Source organism: Agrobacterium sp. 22094, assembly GCF_052046015.1.
GTDB lineage: Bacteria > Pseudomonadota > Alphaproteobacteria > Rhizobiales > Rhizobiaceae > Agrobacterium > Agrobacterium cavarae.
Genome location: NZ_JBQEPX010000002.1, coordinates 203,419 through 230,178, shown reverse-complemented (window position 1 = coordinate 230,178; position 26,760 = coordinate 203,419). Strand labels below are relative to the sequence as shown.

At 58.3% G+C, this 26,760-nt stretch carries 23 protein-coding genes; 14 read left to right on the top strand and 9 right to left on the bottom strand.

Features of this window, described 5'->3' with window-relative positions; translation table 11 throughout:
- Positions 1-20 precede the first annotated feature (20 nt).
- The 5 genes from ACTJK5_RS13525 to dinB all read right to left on the bottom strand — a co-directional run bounded on the left by ACTJK5_RS13525 (position 21) and on the right by dinB (position 6,131).
- Positions 21-1,556 carry an ABC transporter substrate-binding protein gene (locus tag ACTJK5_RS13525; RefSeq protein ID WP_112357988.1) on the bottom strand — a complete coding sequence of 512 codons (1,536 nt, stop codon included), beginning with the start codon at positions 1,554-1,556 and terminating at the stop codon, positions 21-23.
- Positions 1,557-1,595: 39 nt separating this feature from the next.
- Positions 1,596-3,437 (bottom strand): ABC transporter ATP-binding protein, encoded by a 1,842-nt coding sequence (locus ACTJK5_RS13520; protein ID WP_440612676.1) that lies wholly within the window; start codon positions 3,435-3,437, stop codon positions 1,596-1,598.
- A 466-nt stretch (positions 3,438-3,903) separates the two neighbouring features.
- Positions 3,904-4,257, bottom strand: coding sequence for a hypothetical protein (locus ACTJK5_RS13515; protein ID WP_440612675.1), 354 nt, complete (start codon positions 4,255-4,257; stop codon positions 3,904-3,906).
- Entirely contained in the window at positions 4,254-4,997 is a 744-nt protein-coding gene (locus ACTJK5_RS13510; RefSeq protein ID WP_440612674.1) for an exonuclease domain-containing protein, read from the bottom strand. The genes ACTJK5_RS13515 and ACTJK5_RS13510 overlap by 4 nt, the downstream gene beginning before the upstream one ends.
- A 36-nt stretch (positions 4,998-5,033) precedes the next feature.
- On the bottom strand, positions 5,034-6,131 hold the full coding sequence (gene dinB / locus ACTJK5_RS13505; RefSeq protein WP_112953804.1) for a DNA polymerase IV: 1,098 nt from the start codon (positions 6,129-6,131) through the stop codon (positions 5,034-5,036).
- 151 nt (positions 6,132-6,282) lie between these two features.
- On the opposite strand from dinB, the gene ACTJK5_RS13500 reads away from it, so the two are divergent.
- A complete protein-coding gene (locus ACTJK5_RS13500) occupies positions 6,283-6,576 on the top strand; it encodes a hypothetical protein (protein WP_062441378.1) in 294 nt (97 codons plus the stop codon).
- A gap of 125 nt (positions 6,577-6,701) precedes the next feature.
- Entirely contained in the window at positions 6,702-7,592 is an 891-nt protein-coding gene (locus tag ACTJK5_RS13495) for a LysR substrate-binding domain-containing protein (RefSeq protein WP_112953802.1), read from the top strand.
- A gap of 6 nt (positions 7,593-7,598) precedes the next feature.
- Here ACTJK5_RS13495 and ACTJK5_RS13490 read toward each other — a convergent pair whose 3' ends face one another.
- Positions 7,599-7,865 (bottom strand): CBU_0592 family membrane protein, encoded by a 267-nt coding sequence (locus ACTJK5_RS13490; RefSeq protein ID WP_112953800.1) that lies wholly within the window; start codon positions 7,863-7,865, stop codon positions 7,599-7,601.
- A gap of 235 nt (positions 7,866-8,100) precedes the next feature.
- Between ACTJK5_RS13490 and ACTJK5_RS13485 the strand changes: the two genes are divergently transcribed.
- From ACTJK5_RS13485 to ACTJK5_RS13465, 5 genes are all read left to right on the top strand, one after another.
- Positions 8,101-9,663 carry an ABC transporter substrate-binding protein gene (locus ACTJK5_RS13485; RefSeq protein ID WP_113227216.1) on the top strand — a complete coding sequence of 521 codons (1,563 nt, stop codon included), beginning with the start codon at positions 8,101-8,103 and terminating at the stop codon, positions 9,661-9,663.
- Positions 9,663-10,610 (top strand): ABC transporter permease, encoded by a 948-nt coding sequence (locus ACTJK5_RS13480; protein WP_440612673.1) that lies wholly within the window; start codon positions 9,663-9,665, stop codon positions 10,608-10,610. The genes ACTJK5_RS13485 and ACTJK5_RS13480 overlap by 1 nt, the downstream gene beginning before the upstream one ends.
- The gene (locus ACTJK5_RS13475; RefSeq protein ID WP_062424350.1) at positions 10,607-11,431 is read left to right on the top strand and encodes an ABC transporter permease; all 825 of its coding nucleotides are present in this window, start codon (positions 10,607-10,609) and stop codon (positions 11,429-11,431) included. The genes ACTJK5_RS13480 and ACTJK5_RS13475 overlap by 4 nt, the downstream gene beginning before the upstream one ends.
- Entirely contained in the window at positions 11,428-13,041 is a 1,614-nt protein-coding gene (locus ACTJK5_RS13470) for an ABC transporter ATP-binding protein (RefSeq protein WP_440612672.1), read from the top strand. Before ACTJK5_RS13475 ends, ACTJK5_RS13470 begins: the two co-directional genes overlap by 4 nt.
- Positions 13,042-13,130: 89 nt before the next feature.
- Positions 13,131-15,134, top strand: coding sequence for a CocE/NonD family hydrolase (locus tag ACTJK5_RS13465; RefSeq protein WP_440612671.1), 2,004 nt, complete (start codon positions 13,131-13,133; stop codon positions 15,132-15,134).
- 139 nt (positions 15,135-15,273) lie between these two features.
- On the opposite strand, the gene ggt is transcribed toward ACTJK5_RS13465, so the two are convergent.
- Positions 15,274-17,031: a gamma-glutamyltransferase gene (ggt, locus tag ACTJK5_RS13460; RefSeq protein WP_440612670.1), complete on the bottom strand. Its 1,758-nt coding sequence runs from the start codon at positions 17,029-17,031 to the stop codon at positions 15,274-15,276.
- 552 nt (positions 17,032-17,583) lie between these two features.
- Between ggt and ACTJK5_RS13455 the strand changes: the two genes are divergently transcribed.
- The 7 genes from ACTJK5_RS13455 to ACTJK5_RS13425 all read left to right on the top strand — a co-directional run bounded on the left by ACTJK5_RS13455 (position 17,584) and on the right by ACTJK5_RS13425 (position 25,313).
- Positions 17,584-18,468: an AraC family transcriptional regulator gene (locus ACTJK5_RS13455; protein ID WP_062441914.1), complete on the top strand. Its 885-nt coding sequence runs from the start codon at positions 17,584-17,586 to the stop codon at positions 18,466-18,468.
- Positions 18,469-18,561: 93 nt separating this feature from the next.
- A complete protein-coding gene (locus ACTJK5_RS13450; protein WP_440612669.1) occupies positions 18,562-19,473 on the top strand; it encodes an ABC transporter substrate-binding protein in 912 nt (303 codons plus the stop codon).
- 128 nt (positions 19,474-19,601) lie between these two features.
- Positions 19,602-21,104 (top strand): sugar ABC transporter ATP-binding protein, encoded by a 1,503-nt coding sequence (locus tag ACTJK5_RS13445; RefSeq protein WP_440612668.1) that lies wholly within the window; start codon positions 19,602-19,604, stop codon positions 21,102-21,104.
- Positions 21,094-22,071: an ABC transporter permease gene (locus ACTJK5_RS13440; RefSeq protein ID WP_062441356.1), complete on the top strand. Its 978-nt coding sequence runs from the start codon at positions 21,094-21,096 to the stop codon at positions 22,069-22,071. Before ACTJK5_RS13445 ends, ACTJK5_RS13440 begins: the two co-directional genes overlap by 11 nt.
- A 37-nt stretch (positions 22,072-22,108) precedes the next feature.
- Complete coding sequence (locus ACTJK5_RS13435) at positions 22,109-22,840, top strand: SDR family oxidoreductase (RefSeq protein ID WP_440612667.1); 732 nt, start codon at positions 22,109-22,111, stop codon at positions 22,838-22,840.
- A gap of 80 nt (positions 22,841-22,920) precedes the next feature.
- Positions 22,921-24,531 (top strand): FGGY-family carbohydrate kinase, encoded by a 1,611-nt coding sequence (locus tag ACTJK5_RS13430; RefSeq protein WP_440612666.1) that lies wholly within the window; start codon positions 22,921-22,923, stop codon positions 24,529-24,531.
- Positions 24,532-24,587: 56 nt separating this feature from the next.
- Positions 24,588-25,313, top strand: a complete 726-nt coding sequence (locus tag ACTJK5_RS13425) for an SDR family oxidoreductase (protein WP_062441351.1) — start codon at positions 24,588-24,590, stop codon at positions 25,311-25,313.
- A gap of 66 nt (positions 25,314-25,379) precedes the next feature.
- Here ACTJK5_RS13425 and ACTJK5_RS13420 read toward each other — a convergent pair whose 3' ends face one another.
- Positions 25,380-26,441 carry a CobW family GTP-binding protein gene (locus ACTJK5_RS13420; protein ID WP_440612665.1) on the bottom strand — a complete coding sequence of 354 codons (1,062 nt, stop codon included), beginning with the start codon at positions 26,439-26,441 and terminating at the stop codon, positions 25,380-25,382.
- Positions 26,441-26,740: a hypothetical protein gene (locus ACTJK5_RS13415; protein WP_062599859.1), complete on the bottom strand. Its 300-nt coding sequence runs from the start codon at positions 26,738-26,740 to the stop codon at positions 26,441-26,443. The genes ACTJK5_RS13420 and ACTJK5_RS13415 overlap by 1 nt, the downstream gene beginning before the upstream one ends.
- Positions 26,741-26,760 lie beyond the last annotated feature (20 nt).

Sequence of the window (26,760 nt, the reverse complement as noted above, 5' to 3'; positions counted from 1 at the left end):
GCGTCAAAGGGTCGAGAGACTTATTCGACGGTGACGTCGGTGAGCTTCAACCGGTTGTCCGGTGGTGCGACGAAACCCTTGACCCGCTTGTTCATGCCGTAGATGGCATTGGTGTTGTAAAGCGGAAGTTCGAGTGCGCGATCAGCGGTGTAACTGCCGATCTCCTTGAGGATCTTTTCGCGTTCGGCACGGTCGGTCAGCGGGCGCTGGGATTCCAGCATCTTGTCCAGCTTCTCGTCCTTGTCGTAAGGGTTCCACTTCTCGCCGGAGTGGTACATGGAGTAGGCCGTGTTGTCGTAGTCGAAGGTCCAACCGCCCCATTTCTGCTGGAACATGGCGCCGGTCTTGCCCTGCGGGATGATGTCGTTCAGCAGCACGTTGGTTTCGTAGGGCTTGATCGTCGCGGTGATGCCGACCATCGAGAGGTAGCTTGAAATGACCTGAGCCACTTCGTTCATCGTCGCGTCATTGCCGCGAATGTCGATCTGGAGCGTCGTGCCCGGCTTCACTCCGGCTTCGGCCAAGAGCTTCTTGGCAGCTTCCGGATCGTAAGGCAGCGGCTTGAGTTCAGGATCGTAGCCAAAGGACAATGCACTCTGGAAGCTGGCGATTTCCGAGGCCTGACCGGCAAGGATCGACTTCACGATCGTGCCGCGATCGACCGCCATGATGATCGCCTTGCGGACCTTCGGATCGGCTGTGACGCCGTCGCGCGTGTTGAAACGCAGCGCATCGACCGTGGGCCCTGGAACGCTGACGATCTCAAGTTTGGAGTCGCCTTCGATAACAGGGATCATGCCGATTGGAATGGTCGGCGGGATGACCAGATCCACACGGCCAGCCTGAAGTTCCGCCACTGCGGTCGCCGGTTCGGCGATGAAGCGGTATTCCAGTTCCGAGAGCTTCGGAGCGCCGCCCCAGTAATCCGGGTTGGCTTCCAGCTTGATGTTATTTTTCGGTGCGTAGGACACGAACTTGAACGCGCCGGTGCCGACAGGATTGAGGTTGAAGTTGTCCTCGCCCTTTTCCTGGATGTATTTCGGTGGCACGATCATGGCGCCGTAGCCTGCCAGCTTGGTCAGCAGCACTGGATCGGGCGCCTTCAGCTTCATGTCCACGGTGTAGTCGTCAATAACATCGACGCTTTCGATCGACACATAGTTGGAGCGCTGTGGGCCCTTTGCACCTTGTTCGCCTAGAAGGCGCTCGAAGGTGAACTTGACCGCGGCTGCGTTAAAGGGCTCGCCGTTGTGGAACTTGACATTCTGGCGAAGCTTGAAGCGGATACGCTTGCCTTCATCCAGTTCTTCCCAGGATTCGGCCAAGCCCGGCACCAGTTTCAAATCCGGGCCGCGATAGGTGAGACCGTCAAAGATGTTGGTGGCCACCGCCGCCCACTGAACCAGAAAGGTGTCGATCGGGTCCCAGCTACCCGGGTCCTGCGGGCTGGAAATGGTCATTTTGCCGGCGGCAAGAGCGGGCGATGCCACGAATGCAACGCTGGCCAAAGCCAGCGATGTCACAGCAGCGGATATTCCCCTTTTGATTATTCTCATCTTCTGTTTCCTCTTCAGATGGTGTGAACGTTGGATCGGTCAGGCGCTTTGAGCGATGAAGTGGCCTGGGTTGATTTCCCGATGGACAAGGATTGGTGGTTCGTCGCCCACGCGGCGCACCGGATTGGGGATCTCACCTTCGATCATGGCGATGCGACGCTCGATAGTCGGGTCGGCGACCGGCACGGCGGAGAGCAGCCTGCGGGTGTAATCATGCGTCGGGGTTTCGAACACCTGGCGACGGCTTCCCATCTCCATGATCTGACCGAGATAGAGTACCGCCACGCGGTGGCTCATCTTCTCAACCACGGCCATGTCATGGCTGATAAAGAGATAGGCCAGCCCGCGTTCGGCCTGCAGATCCATGAAGAGATTGATGATCTGGGCCTGAATGGAGACGTCGAGCGCCGAAAGAGCTTCATCGGCAATGATCAGCTTTGGATCGGATGCGAGGGCACGGGCGATACACACACGCTGCCGCTGGCCGCCTGAAAACTCGTGAGGATAGCGCGAGGCGTGTTCGGACGTTAGTCCAACGCGCTCTAGCAGTTCATCAACACATCGTTTCACGGCCTTGTTATCGTTGATCAATCCGTGAGTGTTGATGGGCTCGGCAATAGAAAAGCCGACTGTCTTGCGCGGATCAAGCGAGGCGAAAGGATCCTGGAAGATGTACTGAACTTCCTGGCGCATGCGGAAGCGCTCGGAGGCGGACATCTGCGAAAAGCTACGCCCATTGAAAGAGATATCGCCGGACACAGCGTTCTGCAATTGCTGGATGGTCCGTCCAATGGTGGACTTGCCGGAACCGGATTCACCGACCAGCGCCAGCGTTTCGCCTGCATGAATGTCGAAGCTCACCTTCTGGACTGCACTCAGACGATGGGTCGTCTTGCCGAACAGGTTCTTGCGGATGTCGAAACGCACGAAGAGATCTTTTACGGAGAGAAGCGGCTTTTGATCGTATTTTGCCGTGTCCTGGACACGCTCTTCCCCGACGGTGACGGGCTCGCCATTCTGCAATACTGTCAAAGGCAAGCGTTTGGGATAGTCTTCGCCTTCCATGCTGCCAAGGCGGGGAACAGCGGAGAGCAGGCCGCGCGTATAAGGATGTTTCGGATTGGCAAAGACCTCCCTGACCGGACCTTCCTCGACCTTTTTACCCTTCCACATCACAACGACATCATCGGCCATCTCTGCCACCACGCCCATATCGTGGGTGATGAAGACCATGCCCATGCCGAGCTTTTTCTGCAGGTCGCGCATGATGTTGAGGATCTGCGCTTGAATGGTGACATCGAGTGCGGTTGTGGGTTCGTCGGCAATCAAAAGTTTCGGCCGGCAAGCGAGCGCCATGGCGATCATCACGCGCTGGCGCATGCCACCGGAGAGCTGGTGGGGATAGCGATTTAACAGTTCGGCCGCATCCGGCAGACGCACCATGTCCAGAAGCGAGCGAGCTTGTGCCATCGCAGCCTGTTTGCCAAGCTTTTCATGCAAAATCAGCACTTCGCAAATCTGGTCGCCGATGGTGAAAACCGGATTGAGAGAGGTCATCGGCTCCTGGAAGATCATGGCGATCTCCTTGCCGCGGATCGACCGCATCTCCTTCTGAGAAGTTCTCAACAGATCCTTGTTTTCAAATAGAATTTTCCCCGTCGGATAGGTCGCACCCATCATATCTGCCAGACGCATCGTCGATAGTGATGTGACCGACTTGCCCGATCCTGATTCACCGACAACTGCAACAGTCCGACCCGCATGCACCGTAAAAGACAGATCGTCCACGACGCGGCTTTCGCCAAACTCAACGCTCAGACCTTGGACGGAGAGGAGCGGCTTGCTGTTGTCCATAAAAGTAATGTCCTTCGTCATGCTCATACCAACACTCTTGGTGCAAGGACCGTGCCAGTGTCGCAGAGGTGAAGGACATAAGCATCGTCCACGCCGGCTGCGCAGGCGCTAAAATTGGTCACAAGGTCGCTTTTTGGGCCGATGAGCAGCATCGTACTGGTTTCCTCCACAATACAAGTCGACGCTAACAAAGGCGAACAATCCTGTCCATCATGTTGAACAATTTTTGCATATTGCCCTACAAATAGTCACATGCTTTTGCATTGGGCGAGAGGTGCACGCGATGGGCACTGCGTAGCATGGCATGATCACGCGGTTTGAAACTGGATGCGGCTCGGCCGAGCTTTTCGGTTTTGAGGCATCTTAGCCGGATGCCGCCGAGCGCGGATGAAGAAACCGAACTCGATCCGCTCGACGGGAGTGACACGGAGGCACTGGAACCCTAGGGGCCTTTTGACGAGGCATTCAGAAATTGAGCCGACACCCTATCTGCTCAGTTACCGTTGGCACGGTCTTCTTCGGCAAGCTGCGAAAACCAGGCCGCGTAGGCTGTGTTCTTCACGAGATGCCGATTAAGATCCGGCTCCCCATCATTCCACCATACCTTTCCCCTCTCGCCGAGAGCGATCTTGGCTTCGTCGACCCGCGCTCTCGCTTGCGCCAGCGCTACACGATCGCCCTTGGCTTGCCGAACCGCTCGCCTCGCTGCCATCAGTTCCTTGACCAACCGTATCCTGGTCTCTTCATCCAGAGCGGGATCGCTTTTGCGCCAGAGGCGCCCGTGGACCACGAAGTACCGACCATCCGGCGTGTCAGGGTAGGAGAGGGGCTTTTCACGACTGCTCACAGCAACGACCCCTGCGCCGGTTCAAAGTCCTGCTGCGTTTCCATTTCACCGCGCCTTGTCAGCTCGGTTTGTGCGCTGAAGCGCACATCGCTATCCCGGTCTTGAAGATAACCCATCAGCGTTTCGGTGCTCAGGCGGTCCCAACCTTTGCCGCGATCCGGACCCGCAGGCACGCGCGGCAGCAGCCCTGGCTCGGTGCTCCAAGCCAATAGCTCCTCGAGCGAGGCGGCGTTCAGCATATCGCGCAGGTGATGGGCGGTCACATAGGCGTCTGGCATGGCGCGGTGTGCTGGCAGGCCAATCTCATGCACCAGCCCTTCCGGCATGCGCAGATAGCGTAACATCTGATTGGAAAAACGCGGCAACTCGGGCCAAACCCGCAGCGCACATTTCCACGTGCAGATCCAAGGCAATCCTCCCGTCAGCCGAGCCGTGCAGTATCTCTGTTCGAAGGCTGCGCGGTGGGCTGCAAAGCCCACCACGCCTCCCTCGGGGCGCAAGACGCTTGGCGCCACTTCCTTCCAAAACGGGGCGTCCGCGACCTGCTCGTCGAGAATATGATGGATGGCCATGGTGTCGGGCGTAATCGGGCGACCGGGATTGACGAAGAGTGCGCCGCGCTCATTCGTCAGCGCCCAACGTCCCCCTTCTAAAAGTGCGACATCCTGCCAGCCGATTTCGCAAACGTCGTTGGCGCCGTTGCCGGCGGTCTCCAGATCAATCACGCGGATGCGGTGCACTGACACCTTCAGCTCTTCCCTAGGCTCTTTCATTGATCATAAATCGAAGCCGAGCTGAGGTTGTTCCCCGTCGTCTGAAATGCTCTCGTTGGTGAGGGAGGAAAGAGTGACTCCGAGCAAGCGAACGGACCGTTTGAACGGATAGACGGTCGCAAGTAGTCCCGCAGCGGTTTCGAGGATCGCGTTGCCGTTGGCGAAGGGGACAGCGCTGCTTCTGCTGCGCGTCGCTTGCGTGAAGTCGGAGTACTTGATCTTCACGGTGACGGTCTTGCCGCTGAAACCTTTGGCCTGGCAGTAGCTCCAGACCTTCTCGGCAAGTGGCTTCAACTCGTCGGTGGCCAGATTGAGGTCATCAATATCCTGCATGAAAGTGTCTTCAGCACCGACTGATTTTCGCACACGGTCGGGTCGGACCCGGCGCTCGTCGATGCCACGCGCGATGCCATAGAAATATGGCCCCGACTTGCCGAAGTGATGTGTCAGAAACTGCAGGGTCTGCGCCTTGAGATCGGCGCCGGTTTCGATCCCCAATCTGCGCATCTTCTCCGCAGTTGCCGGTCCAACGCCGTGAAACTTCTTCACCGCGAGGCCCTCGACGAATGCAGGCCCGCGCCTGGGCGTGATTACCGCCTGACCGTTGGGCTTGTTGAGGTCCGACGCCATCTTGGCGAGAAACTTGTTATAGGAAATCCCGGCGGATGCATTGAGGCCAGTCACCTCTTTGATCTTTTCGCGGATTTCCAGCGCAATCTCAGTCGCGATCGGCATGTCCTTCAAATTTTCAGTGACATCCAGATAGGCTTCATCAAGCGATAGCGGTTCTATCAATGACGTGTATTCGGCAAATATCTCTCTGATCTGCTGCGAGACGGCGCGGTAGACTTCGAAGCGTGGTCTGACGAAAATCAGGTCGGGGCACTTTCGGGCTGCGGTCACGGAGGGCATGGCTGAATGCACGCCAAAGGCGCGCGCCTCGTAGCTCGCCGCCGCCACGACGCCACGCGCCGCAGCACCGCCCACGGCGAGAGGCTTTCCGCGAAGATCAGGATTATCACGCTGCTCGACAGACGCGTAGAATGCGTCCATGTCCACATGGATGATCTTGCGAAGCGGCGAGGGGTCGTTGAAGCTCATGGAGGCCAGAGAAGCTGTTTCGAACAAAAGAAGAACATAGCATGTGTGGTGGCATGCGCCAAGACATCGCGGCCAGAAGTTTGTTGCGTTGATGAAACCAGCGGACCGATGGGGAGTTTGACCTACTCACTATGTCTCAGGGAGATCCGTCATGGCCGACAACGCCACCAGTACCATTCGCGCGACATTCGAAACCCGCGAGGCCGCCGACCTTGCTGTCGAACATTTGGTGCAGCAGCACGGCATTGCTCGCCCAGATATCTTCATCCAGTCGGCTTCCGACGAAAACACCACCGGAACGGAATCGTCACGCGGCGACGTGAAGCGCGCCGACGCTCCCCACGAAGGTGAGATCGAAGTGTCGGTCGATATTGCAGCCGACCAGCTGCAGGCCGTTCAGCGCAGTTTTGGTGATGCCGGTGCGATCCGAGTTTCAGGCCGCTGAGGCGAAGCGATAAGCTTAGGTGGCAAGCCATGCGTTCATGCATGTGAGCTTGCCGCCTAAGTCAATAACGACGTTGATGATCCCGCGTTGTGGATGTATTTGATCCGGCAACGTCAGGGATCAAAATGCAGACCTTTTCTAGATTGCCGCCACTTGAAGCGCTGGTTGTTTTCGAAGCGGCATCGCGTCTCGGTAGTTTTTCCCGTGCAGGCGTCGAACTCGGCCTGACCCAAAGCGCGGTCAGTCGCCAAATCGGCAAGCTGGAAGCATTCATCGGCTCGAAACTGTTCGAACGGGTGCCGACAGGCGTGCGATTGACGACGGTTGGTGAGAATTATTCGATTGATGTCTCCCGACTGATCCTAGATATCGCAAGTGTAACGGATGGTGTTCGCTCCTGGACGGGGGCCAGCCAGATCACGATCGCCTGTTCCAGAGGGATCGCCGATCAGTGGTTTATGCCTCGCCTCAAGAAACTGAAGAACGATATTGCGGGGCTTGAACTCAGGCTGCGCGTTACCGACGACGTTGCGCATTTGCGGCTCGACGAATTCGATCTTGCAATCTTCTACCGCAAAGAAAGACCGATCGGGGTTTGGCTCTCTGAGCTCGGCCAGGAAGAGGTGGTCCCGGTCTCTGGCGCTGGCGCATTGTTGCTGGAAGAGCAGAAGGCGCCGGTCCTCATTTCCATTGAAGACTCCATGCGCGAGTGGCAGGATTGGGGAGATTGGTGGCGATCATCAAAGATGTCCCCGCCGCAGGATGCAGTGCACTGGAAACTTGGAGATTACGGTCTGTGTGTCGCCGCTGCCTCCCAGAGTCTCGGCACGACGCTCGGCTGGACATGGCTCATCCGCGATCAACTGGACAGCGGTGTCCTCGTTCCGGTGCATAGCCACACGATGCGATCCGAAGGACGATTTTATCTCATGCGGCCTGCTGACCGACATCAGCGAAAGATCGTGCGCGAAGTGGCCGACTGGCTGATTGCAAACAACAAGGCGACAGCGCGCTGATTTTCGTTACGCTTGCACCACACGCGCTCTGCGCCGACGATCCAGCATGAAGCGTGCGTAACCGATCAAAGTGAATATCAGCCACGCCACCTGCGAAATCAGGGAGCCAAGATTGAAATTCCATATCAGCGAATAGATCAGGAGAACGCCGCCTAGGATGTTGAGAATGGTGTAGCGACCGTCTTCAACGCTCAGAATGCGCAATTGCAGCAGGGCATATGCGATGAGATAGAAAATTGCTCCTGCAAGGCCAACAATGTCCGCAAGCCCCATTTATACGCACTCCGTAACCGCCTATTATAGACGCCTGGCCACGCCGGCTCATTCCGGCGACGCTCGTGTACTCCGCTTCGCAAACAAGCGGATACGCTTTGATTTCATGACCCCATGCGCAAAAATCATACCCCAGCTTACGGCTGCGTCTCTAGTGCCGAACCGCTGAGTACGATAGGCCAAGCCCCCGAGAGCCGTCCCATGAACGGCGATGATAAAAACAGGGAACTGCACCATGACACACTCCCCATCTTCCTTTTCGCTCGACCGACGTAGCTTCCTCATTGGCGCTGCCGGTCTGACGGCGCTTTCTGCTGGCTTCATCACACAGGCCAGCGCCCAAGACGCTCAAACGCCGAAGAAAGGGGGCGTGCTGAAACTTGGTATCGGCGGCGGTAGCACGACAGACAATCTCGATCCGCGCATCTTGAAGGACTGGGTTCCCGTCAATCAGGCCTTCATGATCATGAATGGTCTTGTCGAGATCGACGCCAACAATCACGCGGTTCCAGAATTGCTCGAAAGCTGGGAAGCGCAGCCGGGTGCCAAGGAGTGGGTGTTTAAGCTGCGCCAAGGGGTGACCTTCCATAACGGCAAGGCGCTGACGGTCGAAGATGTGATTTACTCGATCAATCTCCACCGCGGCGAGACCACCTCTGCAGCGCGTTCGATCGCGTCTGCGCTGAAAAGCGTCGAGAAAGTCTCAGACAGCGAAATCAAGATCGTCCTTGAAAGCGGCAACGCCGACCTTCCCTACATTCTCTCCGACTACCACTTCCTTGTCGTTCCCGAAGGATGGACGGATTTCAACAAACCTGTCGGTACGGGGCCGTTCGTGTTCGAAAGCTACGATCCCGGCGTCCGGTCGCGTTTCACGCGTAACCCCAACTACTGGAAGCCGAACGCCGCGCATGTCGACGCCGTCGAAGTGATCGTCATCAATGATATCGCTGCGCGCACCAATGCCATGATGTCGGGTCAGGTTCATGCGATCAACCAGCTCGATTTCAAGACCGTCGATCTCCTGCGTCGCAACCCTAACCTCAACATCGTCCAGTCGGCTGGTGGCCAGCATTTCACATTCCTGATGGATTGCACGCAGGCGCCTTATAAGGACAACAATGTCCGCCTCGCAATCAAGCATGCGATCGATCGCGAGCAGCTTTTGAAGACCGCCCTGCGTGGCTATGGCCGCCTCGGTAACGATCATCCGATCCCAAGTTCCGATCGCTTTTACGCGGCCGACCTCCCGCAGCGCCCTTACGACCCCGAGAAGTCCAAGTTCTATCTGAAGCAGGCTGGGCTCGATACGTTGAAGGTCGAGATTTCGGCCTCGGACGCTGCTTTTTCCGGCGCGGTCGACGCAGCAGCGATTTTCCGCACCAGCGCTGCCAAGAGCGGGATCGATGTGTCGATCAAGCGCGAGCCAGCGGATGGATACTGGGACAATGTCTGGATGAAGGCGCCGTTCTGCATGTCCTATTGGGGCGGACGTCCGACTGCCGACCAGATGCTGACCATTGCGTACCAGTCCACCTCGGCACAGAACGATACGCACTGGAAAAACGAGACCTTCGACAAGAAGCTGATTGAAGCCCGCGCACTTCTGGACGATGCCAAGCGCAAGGAAATCTATGCCGAGCTTCAGGCGCTGATCTCGAACGAGGGCGGCGCAATGATCCCGATGTTCGGCGATTATCTCGACGCCACCTCCAAAAAGCTCAAAGGCGTCACCACGCACCCCATGTTCAACTTCATGGGTGCTCGTCTCGCTGAAAAGGTATGGTTGGACGCGTAATGACTATTCTTATCCTGAAGCGCATTGCTTTGGGTATTCTGACGCTACTGCTCGTGTCGGCGCTTATTTTCGCCGGCACGCAGCTTCTTCCCGGTGACGTGGCGTCGGCAATACTCGGACAGAATGCAACGCCCGAGTCTCTAGCAGTGCTGCGCACGGACCTCGGTCTCGACCAACCGCTACTGCATCGATATTTTGCCTGGCTCGGCGGGTTTGTAACCGGTGACCTGGGCAATTCTCTCGCCAACCGTCAGCCCGTCGCGGATCTTCTGTGGCCACGGTTCTGGAACACGATGGCACTTGCGTTCTACGCTGCCGTGATCTCCGTGCCGGTTGCCGTTCTCCTGGGGCTGTTAAGCGCGATCTGGAGAGGCACTGTCTTCGACCGGGCCGTCAATATCGCTGCCCTCGCCTTTGTGTCGCTTCCCGAGTACTTCCTCGGCTTGCTACTGATCCTGTTCGTTTCCGTGCAATACAATCTCCTGCCGAGCCTTGCGGACACATATCCGGGAATGAGCATGGCAGACTGGCTGAAGGCGACGACGCTTCCGGCTCTGACGCTTGTTCTGGTAACGGTTGCCCAGATGCTGCGAATGACCCGGACGGCGGTCCTAGCCGTCATGGATCAGGCCTATGTGGAGACCGCTTATCTGAAGGGTCTACGCACGAAGCGCGCCGTTCTCCGCCACGCGCTTCCCAATGCCGCGGCACCGATCGTCAATGTCGTATCCTTCAATATCGCCTACCTGATTACCGGCGTCGTTCTGGTCGAGGCGGTGTTTAATTACAACGGGCTTGGTCGCTTCATGGTCGATGCCGTTTCGAAACGCGATCTACCGCTGGTGCAAGCGGCGGCGCTCGTGTTTGGCACCGCCTACGTCATCTTGAACATTATTGCCGACGTTACGGCCATCGCGCTCAATCCGCGCCTGAGGCATGCCCGATGAAATTCCTGCGTACTGTTTCACCGACGGCATGGATCGGTCTGTTCATCATTTCACTCAACATTATCCTGTTCTTGGCCGGCCCCCATATCGCGCCTTTCGGGCAGGAGGAGATCGTTGGATCGCCCTTCGATCCGCCTTCGGCTGCCCACTGGTTCGGTCTCGATCAGAATGGCCGGGACATGCTGTCGCGCATTCTCGCTGGCGCGCAGATGTCCATCGGCGTTTCGCTCGCCGCATCTTTGTTGTCGTTTACCATCGGCATCACGCTTGGTTTCATCGCCGCTATTTTCGGCGGCTGGCTCGACACCATCCTCTCGCGCATCGTTGATACCGTCATGTGTATTCCGGTGTTGATCTCGGCCTTGGTCGTCTTGCAAGCGTTGGGATCGTCAATTCCGGTTCTCATCGTCACCATCGCTCTCCTGGACTCGACACGCGTGTTTCGTCTGGCACGCATCGTTGCGCAAGGGATCAATGTTCTCGAATATGCCGAAACCGCACGTCTGCGGGGCGAAGGTCTGTTGTGGCTGGTTTTCAAGGAAATCCTGCCGAATGCGCTGCCGCCGCTTATTGCGGAATTCGGTCTGCGTTTCTGCTTCACCTTTCTCTTCGTTGCCGGCCTGTCGTTTCTTGGCCTCGGTATTCAGCCGCCTTTCGCAGACTGGGGCGGTATGGTGAAAGATAATCAGCAGGCTATTCTTTACGGCCTTTATGCGCCGCTTTATCCCGCTGCCGCAATCGCCATCCTGACCATCGGCATCAATCTTGTGGTCGACTGGTTGCTGGCGGGACGTAGCGCTATTCAAGGAGCGGATCGATGAGCGAAGACAAGGTCCTTCAAATCCGTGGCCTTAAGGTCGCAGCTCCCAACGGCACCATTCTGGTCGATGGCATTGATCTCGACCTGTCACGCGGTGAGGTCAAAGGCCTCATTGGTGAATCGGGGGCGGGGAAATCCACGATAGGCCTCGCCGCCATGGGCTACGGTCGAAATGGCTGCCGCATCGTTGACGGCGAGATCGTCGTCGATGGAATCTCTTTGATGAAGATCGGCCGCGCTGGACGTGAGGCGGTGCGTGGCGCGCGTATCGCCTATGTCGCACAGAGTGCTGCTGCGGCTTTCAATCCGGCGATGAAAATCGGCGATCAGATCATCGAGGGGCCTCTCTATCACGGCATCATGAACCGGCAGGAGGCACAAGCCTGGATGTTGGAGCTGCTTGAGGCGCTGCAACTGCCGGATTTTCGCAATTTCGGCAGTCGCTACCCGCATCAGGTTTCCGGTGGTCAGTTGCAGCGCGCCATGGTTGCCATGGCGATGTCATGCCGCCCAGACATCCTCGTGCTGGATGAGCCGACCACGGCTCTGGACGTCACGACGCAGATCGAGGTTCTCGCACTGCTGCGCGATCTTATCCAGCGGTACAAGACTGCAGCCCTTTATATCACGCACGACCTGGCGGTGGTGGCGCAGGTGGCCGATAGCATCACGGTCTTGCGCCATGGAAAGCGGGTAGAGGAGGGGAGCGCCGAGCAGATCCTCGAGCATCCTCAGGAAGAATACACCAAGCGTCTCGTCTCGGAACGCGAAACGAGCATGGCGGGGCAAGGGCTTCACCACGAAAGTGGCGAGGTCTTGCTGGATGTGCGTGACGTGACCGCTCATTACGGGCGCAAAAAGGTATTGGACAATGTCGATCTGACGCTGCGCCGCGGTGAGACTCTCGCCATTGTCGGCGAATCCGGGTCGGGCAAGTCCACGCTCGCACGCGTCATCGCGGGTCTACCGCCTCATTCGTCGGGAGTGATCTCACTCGCCGGACACAGGCTGGCCGATAGCTACAAGAAGCGCAGCCGGGAAGAGCTGCGCCGTATACAACTCGTCTATCAGCTACCGGATGTGGCCCTCAATCCGCGACAGACGGTTGGCGACATCATCAGTCGTCCCATGTCATTTTATTTCAACATGAAAGACGATCAGCGCGCTTCTGAGGTCGGACGGTTGCTCGATCTTGTCGGACTACCGCGAGACTTTGCCGAGCGACTTCCAAAGGCGCTTTCGGGCGGTCAGAAGCAGCGCGTCTGTATCGCCCGCGCTCTTGCAGCGCGTCCCGATCTCATCATCTGCGATGAGGTCACGTCTGCGCTCGACCCCCTCGTGGCAGAAGAGATCTTGCGATTGCTGCGCTCGTTGCAGGATGAATTGTCTGTCTCCTATCTGTTCATAACCCATGATCTGGGTGTCGTTCGCAGACTGGCGGACCGGACGATGGTGATGCAGCATGGCGTGATCGTTGAAACGGGCATAACCGCAGATGTTTTTGCCCCGCCTTACAAGCCCTACACCGAGCAGCTCATTACCTCAGTGCCGGAACTGCGACGAGACTGGCTTGATGGGGTGCTGGCAAAACGCGCAATCCCCGCCGCTTGAGGACGATGGCGATCTCGGATCGCCGTTCAAAATCCTGTCGTCGCTACTGGAGTCCCGGTACGGCGCCTAATCTGACTGGAATATTTGAAATGACAGTGCATGTCCAAGAACACATCTGGATTCCCTTGAGCGATGGTACGCGCCTTGGGGCGCGGCTCTGGTTGCCGGAAGACGCGGAACAATCGCCGGTCCCGGCAATCCTTGAATATATTCCCTACCGCAAGCGCGACGGTACTCGTGGGCGCGACGAGCCGATGCATGGCTATTTCGCAAGCCAGGGCTACGCGGCCATTCGCGTCGATATGCGCGGGACGGGCGAGTCCGATGGACATATGGCGGATGAATATCTGAAGCAGGAGCAGGATGACGCGCTTGAAGTGATTGACTGGATTTCCCGCCAAGCCTGGTGCAGCGGCAACGTTGGGATGATGGGAAAAAGCTGGGGCGGCTTCAACAGTTTGCAGGTGGCAGCGCGCAGACCTCCCGCGCTGAAGGCGATCATCACCGCCTACTCGACAGATAATCGTTATACGGACGACATCCATTACATGGGCGGTTTGCTGCTCAATGATAATTTGTGGTGGGGCACAATCATGCTGGCCTACCAGAGCCGGCCTCTTGATCCAAAGATCGTCGGCGACGTGTGGAGAGAGCAGTGGCTGGAACGGCTCGACAAGCTCCCTTTCTTCCCCGCTCTTTGGCTCGAACATCAGCGTTATGACGACTATTGGAAACACGGATCCGTTTGTGAAGACTGGAGCGCCATTGAGTGCCCGGTGCTGGCAATCGGGGCATGGGCCGACAGCTATACCAATCCGGTGTCCCGACTATTGGAAAACCTTCAAGTTCCACGTCGCGGGATCATCGGCCCCTGGGGGCACATTTACCCTCAGGATGGTGTTCCAGGTCCTGCCATCGGCTTCCTTCAGGAGGCAACCCGCTGGTGGTATCAGTGGCTCAAGGGTGAAGAGACCGGCGTCATGGACGAGCCCATGCTGCGTGCGTTTGTCTGTGACACGATCGAACCCACAGGCACGCGCACCACGACGGAGGGTCGGTGGGTTGGTGAAGCAGAATGGCCATCGCCTGAGATAACTGCAAAGCAGTTCGATCTTGGCGCTGATCGTCGCCTTGGCGGAAACGCATCGCAGGCAGCGATCCTGCAAATCCGTTCTCCGCAGAGCCACGGAAAAGCAGGTGGCGAATGGATGGCAACGGGTTGCCCAGGCGAACACCCGACAGACCAGCGGCTTGATAATGGGGGCGCGCTCGTTTTCGAAACCGAGATACTGGAACAGGATCTCGATGTGTTGGGTGCACCTTCGGTCCGCCTTCGCGTTGCTGCAGATTGCCCGGTAGCACAAATATCGCTGCGGTTGAACGATGTTCTGCCGGATGGCCGCGTGACGCGGGTAAGCTATAAGGTCTTCAACCTGACCCATCGTGATAGCCATGAAGAGCCGGAAGCATTGGAAGCGGGCAAGTTTTACGATGTAGCGATCAAGCTCAACGATTGCGGCTATCGATTTGCCAGAGGTCATCGCGTTCAACTCGCCATCGCAACCGCCTATTGGCCAATGGTCTGGACGTCACCACACAATGCGACGCTCAGCATCTCCGTGGCGGAGAGCAGACTTGAGCTCCCTGTTCGTGCGCCATCACATGAGACGAAAGTGCGTTTCGATTCACCCGCTCACGGGCCGTCGACTCCGATGACGCAGGTCGATGCCGGCACCGTCAGGCGCTGGACCGAACAGGACCATGAAACCGGAATCAACACCTACATCACGGAGGGCGTGGGGGGCTTGTTCGGCGAGGGTGTCATCCGCTTCGACGAGATCGATACTCAACTCAGTCACAGTCTTCGCCGCGAATTGACCGTCAAGGACGACGACCCGCTATCGGCGAAATACGTGCTGACCCAAACCTATGAAATGGGGCGTGACGGCTGGCAGATAAAAATCGAAAGCCGGACAGAAATGCGCTCGGACGAGAACACATTCTACCTGGCCGGAGAGTTGTCAGCATTCGAGAATGGAACGCTGGTCAAGACGCGCCAGTGGGACGAGCGCTTTGACCGCGATCTGATCTGAGCCCAATATCGGATGACCAGCAAGAGCGATCGGTGCTGAGCGCACCCTTCGCTCAATTGGCTGAGGCATGGCAGAAAAAGTGCGTCTCAGTTTCCCATTGGTGCTTTTGGCCAATCGAAATGAGCCTTCGAGGTCGCTCTTATTCCCCTACGGCAACGCCTTCTCTGCGTGGATCGGCGCTGCCAATCAAGCCTTTGCCGGTGATCTCGATGGCGTGCAAGCCGGAATTCATCTCGCCCGGCTTCACGTCGTACCCGAGTGATTTGAGAGGTTCAGCCATGTCTTCCGCCTTGGTACCGGCCTCGATATCGTAGGTCCCGAAGCGATTGATGAGATGCGGCTGGGCCACGATCTCCTCAACGGGCATACCCCAGTCGATATAGGCAATCAGCGCCTGCGCCACATATCCGATGATCTGGCTGCCACCTGGCGAGCCGATGGCGAGCAGTGGTCTTCCGTCCTTCATCACGATGGTTGGTGCCATCGATGAGCGCGGCCGCTTTCCAGGCTCGACCCGATTGGCAATCGGCAGGCCGCCGTCATGGGTCTTGAAGGAAAAGTCCGTCAACTCATTGTTGAGGAGAAAGCCGTTGGTCATCAGACGCGAGCCAAATCCGTTTTCGATCGTTGTCGTCATGGAAACGACGTTGCCTTCCTTGTCGACGATGACGAAGTGGCTGGTGGACGGCAATTCCAGTGCCGCATCCCGGCCGAAGAGGAGCGCGTGGTCCCACCCAGGTTCACCGGCTTTGACCGCATCCTTGCTCAAGGCCTTGTCACCATCCAGCAGCCTTGCGCGCTCACCCAGATAGGATTTGTCGAGCAGGCCCTTGATCGGCAACGGCACGAAGTTTGGATCGGCCACGTAACGTTCACGGTCGGCAAAGGCAAGACGTTGGGCATCGCCGATAATGCGCCAGCTTTCCACATTCTGTGGCCCCAAAGCCTTGAGATCGAAATTCTCCGAGAGGCCGAGGATTTGGCTGACGGCGACTGCTCCTGACGACGGCGGGCCCATGCCGCAGACATCGAGAGCGCGATAGGTGAAGCAGACCGGCTCTCGCTCGATGATACGATAATTGGAAAGGTCGGCGAGCGAAAGTACGCCGGGATTGCCGGTGGCTTCCCGCACGGTCTTGACGATGTCCTCCGCAATTTTCCCCTTGTAGAATGCGTCAGCACCATCTTTCGCGAGAAGCGCAAGCGTGTCTGCGTATGATGGATTTTTTAACACGGTGCCTGCCTTCAAAGCCGCGCCCGAGCTATCGAAGAAATAGGACGTGGTCTCCTTGTAGGTCTTCAACCGGTCACCCTCGGAGGCAACCAGGGAGGCGAGGCGTGGCGATACCCGGAAGCCTTGTGTTGCCAGGGTCTCGGCCGGCTTCAGGAGGTTTGCCCATTCCGCTTTGCCGAAGCGTTTGTGGACGTCCTCGAGAAGGCGGACGGTTCCAGGTGCACCAACCGAGCGGCCGCCCACCACGGCGTCCATGAACTTCAGGGGCTGGCCTTTCGCGTCGAGAAAGAGTGTCGGGGTGGCCTCCATGGGTGCCGTCTCCCGGCCATCGAAGGTGGTCAGCTTCCCGCTTTTTGCGTCGTAGTAGACGAGAAACGCACCGCCGCCGAGACCGGAACTCTGCGGTTCGACAAGACCGAGCACGGTCTGCACCGCAACCATTGCATCAATCGCGTTCCCGCCATTGGCAATCACATCACGCCCCGCCTCAGCCGCGAGCGGATTGGCCGCCGCGACCATAAAGCTTTTGGCTTCCACGCGTTGAGCCGTTGCAACCGCCGTCGCTTTTTCCGGGGCAACGGTGTCGGACGCCTGTTGTGCCGAGGCCACGGAGGTGCAGAGTGTAAGGGCTAGAAAAGTTCGGCTGAGAAGTCTCGGTTGCATTTGTCCTATCCTTCTAATTGCCACGACGACCAATGGCAGTGGGACGCGACACCCCGCGAGCCCATGTGGGTCCACCGCAAAACGATTTGGTCACACTATGAGGACTGTGTCACAGCCTGTCCACTCTGACTGATGACAGGTGCACGACGCGCGTATAGGGGCCTCCGATGATAGTCCGGCATTTTACCGCCGATGCTTTTCTGATGATTATCCATCACCGGATGCGCGAAAAAGTATAAGCCATGCGCCAGTGTAGCCGCCTCTGGAAACGCGAAAATTTTAGCCTTTCATCGTGCCGTTGCACGGCTTGTGAACATATCACGCGAAGTTGTTGGCTAAAATCGGTGTAGGATTGGTGTTCATTGTTAGGTTCAATGCACTGCTATTCCTTTTTCAGCATAGAGCAGTCAAAAAAGTATCAGCAATTTCTACGGCGTGAGGTGGAGTAATAGCTCCGGCCGCGCCTATGCTCCATCTCAACGCCTGGGACGAGCCATGAGAGGAATGGTCTCGTTTCGACTTGAGGCGGACGTGCGTGAGGGAGGAGCCATGATGCAGCCCGATCTGGAACTGGTCCACATTCGCAAGGGCGAGTCTTTCGCTGCTTGGCGGCATGGCTACCCGTTCCGTACGGTTCGCTGGCATTACCACCCCGAATACGAAATCCACCTCGTCGTGGCCACGTCCGGCACCTTCTATATCGGCGACTTTGTCGGACGCTTCGACCCCGGCCAGCTGATCATGACCGGCCCCAATCTCCCCCAGAACTGGATCAGCGAGATAGAGCCCGAGGAAATCGTTCCGACGCGCTCTCTCGTGATCCAGTTTCCGGAAGCGTTCATAGAAGAAGCCAGTGCATGCATGTCGGAGATGGAACCGGTCCGCAGTCTGCTGGAACGCAGCCGCCGCGGAATTCTGTTTGACGATGAGACGAGCAATCGCGTCCGGCCTTTGATCGAAAGGTTGATCGAAGCGCAGGGGCTTACGCGCCTCGCGCTCTTCTGGGAAATTCTTGACCTTCTGGTCAAAGCGCCATCTCCCGAGGTTCTGGCCAGTCTCAGCTATGAGCTGGACTTGGCAGGCACTGGCGATAGCGGCATCAATCGCGCCCTGTCGCATCTGCGCCAGCATCTGACCGCGCAGGTGGATGAAATTGATCTGGCTGAGATCGTCGGCCAGAGCCCCAGCACGTTTTCACGCGCCTTCAAGCGCCACACAGGCACGACGCTCGTGCGTTACCGCAATCAACTCAGGATCGATCTCGCCTGTCAGATGCTGCTGGCGGATCAGGACGTCAAGGTTGCCGAAGTCTGCTACGACGTGGGCTTCTCCAACCTTTCGAATTTCAACCGGCATTTCCTGAAACTGAAGGGAATGTCGCCGTCGAGGTTCCGAACCATATTCGCGGCCCAAAAGGCGGCAGTCATGGCGGAATAACCCACCGGCACATCGCAGATTTCATCAATTCGGACAGACGACTGTCCGGAAACGGGTAGTTGCTGCCCAAATTCCAACGGGAGGAAGAGTAATATGAAAATGAAGTCAAAGTTTCTGATGGCGACAGCCGCCCTCGCACTGATGGCCGCTCCGGCTCTGGCACAGGAAAAGCTGAAGATCGGCATGACGTTTCAGGAGTTGAACAACCCTTACTTCGTGTCCATGCAGGAAGCGCTGAAGGAAGCCGCAGCGAGCATCGGAGCCGATGTCGTCGTAACCGACGCCGGCCATGATGTTGCAAAGCAGATTTCCGACGTCGAAGATATGCTTCAGCAGAAGATCGACATCCTTCTTCTGAACCCAACCGACAGCGCGGGCATAGAAGCCGCCGTTCATGCAGCCAAAGCCGCAGGTGTCATCGTCGTCGCTGTCGATGCCAATGCAAACGGTCCGGTCGACACCTTCGTGGGTTCGAAGAACCGCGATGCGGGCTACATGTCCTGCAAACATCTCGGTGAAGCCGTTGGCGGCAAGGGCGAGGTTGCGATCCTCGACGGTATTCCGGTCGTGCCGATCCTCCAACGCGTCGAAGGCTGCAAGGCCGCACTGGCGGAATTCAAGGACATCAAGCTCGTCGACACGCAGAACGGTCGTCAGGATCGCTCCGTTGCTCTTGGCGTGGTCGAGAACATGATCCAGTCGCACCCGAACCTCGTGGGTATCTTCTCCGTGAATGATGGCGGTGCCATGGGTGCGCTTTCGGCGATCCAGGGCTCCGGCAAGGACATCAAGCTGACCTCCGTGGACGGCGCTCCCGAAGCGGTGAAGGCCATCGCCGACGGTACGCCTTTCATCGAAACGACGGCGCAGTTCCCACGTGACCAGGTCCGCGTTGGACTTGCCATGGCGCTTGCTCAGAAATGGGGTGCACGCGTTGTGCCGAAGGAAGTGCCGATCGACGTCATGGTCGTGGACAGCAAGAACGCCAGCGAATTCAGCTGGTAATAACTCCTCCCAGGCTCCGTCCCCGCTTAGGCGGGGGCGGGACGCTTGGATCTAAAGACATTAGAGCGTCCTTTGTGCGTCCTGAAAGACGCACGGCGCTCTAAATCCCGACCATTGAGGAGGGTAGAGTGCTCGAACTGAACGGAATAAGAAAAAGCTTCGGCAAAATCGAGGTCCTGCGCGGCGTCGACCTCCAGGCACGCCCCGGTGAGGTGCACGCGCTTCTCGGCGAAAACGGTGCCGGCAAGTCGACCTTGATGAAAATTCTCTGCGGCATTTTGCAGCCCTCCGACGGGAGGATCCGCATCGACGGAAGAGAGCGGCAATTCGCCAATTATGACGAGGCGATTGCTTCCGGGATTGGCATCGTCTTTCAGGAATTCAGCCTGATCCCCTATCTCAACGCCGTAGAGAACATGTTCCTTGCCCGTGAGATCCGCGGGCCGCTTCGCCTTTTGAACAAGGGCGCCATGCGCAAGCGGGCTGCCGAGATCATGAGCCGCTTGGTGGTGGATGTTCCACTCGACGTGCCGGTCAATCGGCTCTCGGTCGCCCAGCAGCAATTCGTCGAAATTGCAAAGGCGCTTTCTCTGGATGCGCGCATTCTGGTGCTCGACGAGCCGACGGCAACGCTCACTCCGTCCGAGACCGAGCACCTGTTCAATGTCATGCGAGAGCTGCGTCGTCAGGGTGTGGCGATCATCTTCATTTCGCACCATCTCGAGGAAATTTTCGAAATCTGTGACCGCATCACCGTTCTGCGTGACGGCGAGCTCATCGGGTCTTGCATGACATCCGAGGTGGACAATGACCGCCTGGTTGAAATGATGGTGGGCCGACGCATCGAGGCGAGTTTCCCGCAAAAGCCGAAGCTTGATCCGTCGGCCGAGGTGGTGATCGATGTTGAAGAACTCCAGCTGAAGAAGGGCGGGCCTGTCTCGCGGTTTTCACTGCGCAAGGGAGAGATCCTCGGCTTCGCGGGGCTGGTTGGCTCGGGTCGCTCGGAAACGGTGCTCGCCATGCTTGGCGCGCACTCGGCTTCACGGCGCAGAATAAAACTTGATGGCTCGGAAACACGGTTTTCCGGTCCTGATGATGCGCTGATCCGCGGAATCGGTCTGCTGCCGGAAAGCCGAAAGGAGGAGGGGCTGATTACCAGCTTCTCCATCCTTCAAAATATTTCGCTGAACAACTACCGCAAATATCGGAAAGCCCACTGGTTCCTCGACCTGAAGAAGGAACTGGAGCACACGAAGAAAGCAATGGCGCAGGTGCAGGTCAAGGCGCAGGGACCCTATGCCCGCGTTGACACCCTATCCGGTGGCAATCAGCAGAAGATCGTGATTGCCCGCTGGTTGAACCATGACATGCGGGTGCTGATCTTCGACGAGCCTACGCGCGGCATCGACGTTGGCGCAAAAGCCGAGATCTACGCGCTGATGCGGGCATTCGCCGCGAGCGGCCACTCCATCATCATGATCTCGTCGGAACTGCCCGAGGTGATCGGCATGTCCGACAGGGTCTGCGTCTTCCGCTCCGGCGGCATCGTCGCCACGCTTCAGGGCGAAGATATCAATTCCGAAACAATAATGACAAACGCTACCACCGGGAGAGTTGAACATGTCGCTTGATGCTAACACCGGCGTTGCCGCGAAGACGGGCGGCTTCAAACTGAGCGGCCTGCTGCATTCGCCGCTGGCATTGCCGCTCGCAGGTCTGATCGTCGTCTCGATCCTGATGGGTCTTGCGAGCGACAATTTCTTCAGCGTCAACAACATCATGAACGTGCTTCGGCAGGTGTCCGTCGTTGGCATCCTTGCCGTCGGCATGACTTTCGTCATCCTGACCGGCGGCATCGACTTGTCCGTCGGCGCGGTCATGGCGCTTGTGGGAACGCTCTCGGCGGGATTGATGGTCAATACCGGATTGCCGGCTTCGATCGCGCTGCCTGCCGGACTCTTCATTGGGCTCGGTATCGGCATATTCAATGGCGCACTCGTCGCCTGGGGAAAAATGCCAGCCATCATCGTCACGCTGGCGACAATGGGAATGGCGCGTGGTCTTGGCCTCATCTATTCCGGAGGGTATCCGGTCAGCGGCATTCCGAGCTGGATTTCCTGGTTCGGTGTCGGTCGCATCGGTGTCGTTCCAGTCCCCGTTGTCATCATGGTCGTCATCTACGCCATCGCCTGGGTCCTTCTCCAGCGAACCGCCTTTGGCCGTCACGTCTACGCCCTTGGCGGCAACGAGCTCGCAGCCCGGCTTTCGGGAGTGAAAACGCAGCGCGTCAAGCTCGCCGTCTATGGCATTTCAGGTGTCACCGCCGCCCTTGCCGCACTCATTCTGACCGGTCGCCTGATGAGCGGTCAGCCCAATGCCGGCGTTGGTTTCGAGCTGGATGCGATCGCTGCGGTGGTGCTTGGGGGGACGGCGATCGCCGGTGGCCGCGGGCTCATCCTCGGCACGCTGATCGGCGCCGTGCTGCTTGGCATTCTTAATAACGGCCTCAACCTGATGGGCATCAACCCCTATCTGCAGGACGTCATCAAGGGCTTCATCATTCTGCTGGCCATCTACATCGGGCGCGAGTGGCGCTAGGTCAGCCGACAACCTTTCCATAACGCAGGAGAACTAAATGTCTGAATTGCTGCAAGGCAAAATCGCGGTCATCACCGGTGCCGCCTCCGGTATCGGGCTTGCTACCACCGAGGCGCTCTTGGAGCAGGGCGCCACCGTGGTCATGGTCGACTGGAACGAGAAGGCCTTGAATGAGCTTGTCGCAAAGCTTGGCGAGCGTGCCATTGCGCAGGTCACCAATCTTCTGGATACCGACAGCTGCAACGCCATGATCCCCGAAATCCTGGCAAAGGTCGATCACATCGACATTCTCTATTGCAATGCCGGGACTTACATCGGCGGTGACCTGACGGAGACCACACCGGAAGCCATCGACAAGATGCTGAACCTCAACGTCAACGCCGTCATGAAGAATGTCCACGCCGTCGTGCCGCACATGTCGGAGCGCAAGACTGGCGATATCATCGTTACCTGCTCGATTGCCGGACACTTCCCCACCTATTGGGAGCCTGTCTATTCCGGTTCCAAGTGGGCGATTACCAGCTTCGTCCAGGGCATGCGCCGCCAGATGATCCCGCACGGCGTACGTGTCGCCCAGGTCTCGCCCGGTCCGGTTGTCTCCGCGCTGTTGGCAGACTGGCCGGAGGAAAACCTCCGCAAGGCCAAGGAATCGGGTAGCCTCATCGACGCAAGCGAAGTGGCCGATGCTATTGTCTACATGCTGACGCGCAAGCGCACCGTCACCATCCGCGACATGCTGGTTCTGCCGACCAACTTTGATCGCGTCTGATAATCGAGTGGCGGCTGTCACATCAATGGGTTCAGCCGCTTCTATCATGTGTTGTGTGATCCGCTCGAGGAGTATTGCAAATGGCTTCCTACCTGATTGGCGTCGATGTCGGCACCGGATCTGCTCGGGCAGGTGTCTTCGATGTGGAAGGTAAGCTTCTCGCAACGGCCAAACGGCCGATCTCAATGCACCGGCAAGATGGCGGTATTGCCGAGCAAACAAGCGGTGAGGTGTGGCAAGCGGTTTGCGAGAGCGTCCGGGAAAGCGTTTCGCGAGCCGGTATCGATCCGGTAGACGTGACGGGTCTCGGTTTCGATGCAACGTGTTCGCTTGTGGTCTGCGGTCCGGACGGTGAGACGCTTCCGGTTGGCGCCCCCGACCATCCTGAGCGGGACATCATCGTTTGGATGGACCACCGCGCGGTTGGACAGGCTGAGCGGATCAATGCCGGCAACCACGCCGTCTTGCAATATGTCGGCGGGCGCATTTCGCCAGAGATGCAGACGCCCAAGCTCCTATGGCTTAAGGAAAACAGCCCTCGTGTTTACGCCCGCGCCGCGCACTTTTTCGATCTGACGGATTTCCTGACATGGAAGGCCACCGGATCGCTCGACCGCTCTGCCTGCACCGTGACCTGCAAATGGACCTATATTGCCCATGAGGATCGGTGGGACGCTGATTATTTCAATGCCATCGGTCTCGGGGACTTGGCGGAGCAGGGCTTCCGTCGCATTGGTCAAAACGTCGTCCATCCAGGCACTGCGCTCGGCGCCGGGCTGACGGATGAGTCCGCGAAGGCAATGGGGTTACGCCCCGGCACCGCTGTCGCCGCCGGTCTGATCGACGCGCATGCTGGCGGGGTGGGGACGGTCGCGGCAGGCGGAGACGCCTCGCGATGCCTCGGTTATGTGTTTGGCACCTCATCCTGCACCATGACGACCACCGCCGAACCTGCTTTTGTACCAGGTGTCTGGGGTCCGTATTATTCTGCCATGGTTCCAGGCGCCTGGTTGAATGAGGGCGGGCAGTCCGCCGCAGGTGCTGCCATCGATTATCTGGTGCAACTGCACCCGGCGTTTACGGAGGCGAAAGAGCGCGCAAACAATGAGGGCAAGGCCTTGCCGGTCTGGCTCGCCGATCGCGCGTTGAGCTTAGCTACGTCGGCTTCTGCCGCAGCGGATATCGCCAGGGATTTTCATGTGGTGCCGGAATTTCTCGGTAACCGCGCACCGTTCGCCGATCCTCACGCGCGCGCGGTCATCGCTGGTTACGGTATGGAGACAGGGGTGGATTCGCTAGTTGCGCTTTATGTCGCTGGACTTCTTGGCCTCGGATACGGGCTTCGCCAGATCATCGAGACGCAGGCCCGACACGGTGCCCCGGTGGAAACCATCAGCGTCAGCGGCGGCGCCGGTGCCCATCCGCTTGCCCAGCAATTGCTGGCTGACGCAACCGGCATGCCCGTCGAGTTGACGGAATGCGAAGAGCCGGTTCTTCTTGGTTCGGCTATGCTTGGCGCAGTTGCGGCAGGAACTTTCCCGGATCTTTCGTCGGCCATGCCGAAGATGTCTCGGGTTAAAAACCTTGCCTCGCCAGAGGCCGCGTTTCGCGAGGTGCATGACGTGCGCTACGAAGCGTTCCTGGCGCTGCAGAATGCAGCCCGCGCCATTCGCTCCAATACCCATTCCTGAATACCGTCGAAGTCAAAGATCAGCAGGCCAACGCGGCCGCATTACGCGAGGATACCATGCAGTTTTCTGGAAAGTCCGTCATCATCACCGGAGCTGGCAAAGGGATTGGACGCGCCTGTGCCCGCCTCATGGCGGCACGCGGTGCAGAGGTCGTGGCGATCAGCCGGACGCAGTCCGATCTCGACAGCTTGAAAGCCGAAATTGGCGGACGTTCGATCCGCGCCGATCTCGCCGATGCCGTCGCCACTCGTGCTGCGATGGCAGAGGCAGGCACCTGCGATTTTCTGATCAACAGCGCCGGGATCAATGTGTTGGAAAGCGTATTGAATATGACCGATGCAGGCTATGAAGCTGTGCTCGGCATCAATCTGCGCGCCGCCATCATCACCTGCCAGGAGTTTGCCCGGGCACGCGTCGCAAATGGCGGTGGTGGTGCGATCGTCAACATCACGTCGATTGCCGGTCACCGCGGGTTTCAGGATCACCTTTGCTACGCGGCCTCCAAGGCGGGGCTTGAGGGCGCGACACGCGTGCTCGCCAAGGAGCTTGGTCCCCATGGCATCCGCGTCAACGCGGTCGCCCCCACCATCACGCTGACCGAACTTGCTGCGGAAGCATGGAACGATCCGGTGAAGAGCCAGCCGATGATGGTTCGCCATCCGCTTAATCGCTTCGCTGAAGCGGAGGAAGTGGCAGAGAGCATCGCACTCCTGCTCTCTGACGACAGCAAGATGATAACCGGTGCCATTTTGCCGATCGACGGTGGTTTCCTGGCTGTTTGATCGGTGGTTTTGCGAAGCTGATCCGCAGCGAAGCCGCGCGCTTGGCGCTCGATGGGCGAGGCGTGGCTATCGTTCCGCCTGCTTCGGAGAGGTTGAGACTGCAAGCGGATCGGCCTCGACGAAGGCGGCAAAGGATTGGGCGATATCCCCGATGTCGCCATCGACAATAAAGACGAGAACGCTTATGCGGTCCTCTGCTGGCCAGGCGGCCATGTGGACGGGCTGGTGGATGAGATGTTGAACGCCGTGGATCACCACCGGCGTCTCATGTCCGTCGACGCCGATGATGCCCTTGACGCGCAGGAGCTTCTCGCCATGCCTGTTGACCAGCAACGAGAGCCATGTCGAAAACCGCGGCCATGAGACGGCGTTGGGCGTGGTTAGGGATATGGCGCGGATCGCCCCATGCGCGTTGACGTCCTGAAACGGTGCATGCGCATGGTCATGGTAGCGCTCCGCTGCGACCCAACGCCTTGCTTCGGCTGGCCGGGCTGAAAGGTCGTGGATGTCCTCCGTCAGGATCAGGCTCGCAGCAGGATTGGCAGGATCACTGATTTCAATGCTGGCCGTCGGATTCATGGTCGACAGCTTGGCGATGAGCGCCGCTATCGCATCGGGCTCGGCAATGTCCGTCTTGGTGATGACAAGTCGATCGGCGACGGCGACCTGCCGCGCGCTTTCGGTATAGGTCTCAATGTTGTGTTGGCCATTCGGAACCTCGACGACGGTGACGATGTTGCCCATCGAAAAATGATATTTCAACATCAGATCAGCCGTCAGCGTGGCGACGATCGGGGCCGGGTCGGCAAGTCCTGTTGTCTCGATGATGAGCCGGGTGAAAGACCCTATACGACCTGACTTGCGCTTTTCGAAGAGCGACAGGATCGCCTGCTTGAGATCGCCGCGGATTGTGCAGCAGATGCACCCACTCTGCAGAAGGACAGTGTCGTCCTCGATTGTCTCAACCAGCAGGTGATCGAGGCCGATGCTGCCGAATTCGTTGATGATCACGGCGGTGTTGGAAAGATCGGGACCCGACAGCAACGCGTTAAGCAGGGTCGTCTTGCCTGAGCCCAGAAAGCCGGTGAGGACGTTGACGACGATGGGTGGTTGAGCGCCAGATGGCATCACGCCTCCCGCATTTTCGACAGAAGCGTTGGATCGAGAGGGTCGATCACCTCGCCGGCAAAAGCCTCAGCCAATGGCCACAATTGGCCCAGATGGTCTACGACGGCACTTTTTCCCGTGCGGCCGGTGAGAACATACCGATCATTCCAGACCTTCAACCGCAGGCCAAAATGAGTGAGGACTGCATTGACGGCGCTGGCCTGACGGTAGCGCTCGGCGGCAGGCGTCATCGACGCAACGCCTTTGCCGCCGCTGCTCCAATGATCCGCCGCGCCAAGCGCACCGCACAGGCCGCACATTCGCTTTCTCCCTTATGCCT

Coding starts and splice junctions, on each gene's coding strand:
- ACTJK5_RS13525 (WP_112357988.1), bottom strand. CDS start 1,556: ATGAGAATAATCAAAAGGGGAATATCCGCTGCTGTGACATCGCTGGCT.
- ACTJK5_RS13520 (WP_440612676.1), bottom strand. CDS start 3,437: ATGAGCATGACGAAGGACATTACTTTTATGGACAACAGCAAGCCGCTC.
- dinB (WP_112953804.1), bottom strand. CDS start 6,131: ATGAGCTTCAACGACCCCTCGCCGCTTCGCAAGATCATCCATGTGGAC.
- ACTJK5_RS13500 (WP_062441378.1), top strand. CDS start 6,283: ATGGCCGACAACGCCACCAGTACCATTCGCGCGACATTCGAAACCCGC.
- ACTJK5_RS13495 (WP_112953802.1), top strand. CDS start 6,702: ATGCAGACCTTTTCTAGATTGCCGCCACTTGAAGCGCTGGTTGTTTTC.
- ACTJK5_RS13490 (WP_112953800.1), bottom strand. CDS start 7,865: ATGGGGCTTGCGGACATTGTTGGCCTTGCAGGAGCAATTTTCTATCTC.
- ACTJK5_RS13485 (WP_113227216.1), top strand. CDS start 8,101: ATGACACACTCCCCATCTTCCTTTTCGCTCGACCGACGTAGCTTCCTC.
- ACTJK5_RS13480 (WP_440612673.1), top strand. CDS start 9,663: ATGACTATTCTTATCCTGAAGCGCATTGCTTTGGGTATTCTGACGCTA.
- ACTJK5_RS13475 (WP_062424350.1), top strand. CDS start 10,607: ATGAAATTCCTGCGTACTGTTTCACCGACGGCATGGATCGGTCTGTTC.
- ACTJK5_RS13470 (WP_440612672.1), top strand. CDS start 11,428: ATGAGCGAAGACAAGGTCCTTCAAATCCGTGGCCTTAAGGTCGCAGCT.
- ACTJK5_RS13465 (WP_440612671.1), top strand. CDS start 13,131: ATGACAGTGCATGTCCAAGAACACATCTGGATTCCCTTGAGCGATGGT.
- ggt (WP_440612670.1), bottom strand. CDS start 17,031: ATGCAACCGAGACTTCTCAGCCGAACTTTTCTAGCCCTTACACTCTGC.
- ACTJK5_RS13455 (WP_062441914.1), top strand. CDS start 17,584: ATGCAGCCCGATCTGGAACTGGTCCACATTCGCAAGGGCGAGTCTTTC.
- ACTJK5_RS13450 (WP_440612669.1), top strand. CDS start 18,562: ATGAAAATGAAGTCAAAGTTTCTGATGGCGACAGCCGCCCTCGCACTG.
- ACTJK5_RS13440 (WP_062441356.1), top strand. CDS start 21,094: ATGTCGCTTGATGCTAACACCGGCGTTGCCGCGAAGACGGGCGGCTTC.
- ACTJK5_RS13435 (WP_440612667.1), top strand. CDS start 22,109: ATGTCTGAATTGCTGCAAGGCAAAATCGCGGTCATCACCGGTGCCGCC.
- ACTJK5_RS13430 (WP_440612666.1), top strand. CDS start 22,921: ATGGCTTCCTACCTGATTGGCGTCGATGTCGGCACCGGATCTGCTCGG.
- ACTJK5_RS13425 (WP_062441351.1), top strand. CDS start 24,588: ATGCAGTTTTCTGGAAAGTCCGTCATCATCACCGGAGCTGGCAAAGGG.
- ACTJK5_RS13420 (WP_440612665.1), bottom strand. CDS start 26,441: ATGCCATCTGGCGCTCAACCACCCATCGTCGTCAACGTCCTCACCGGC.
- ACTJK5_RS13415 (WP_062599859.1), bottom strand. CDS start 26,740: ATGTGCGGCCTGTGCGGTGCGCTTGGCGCGGCGGATCATTGGAGCAGC.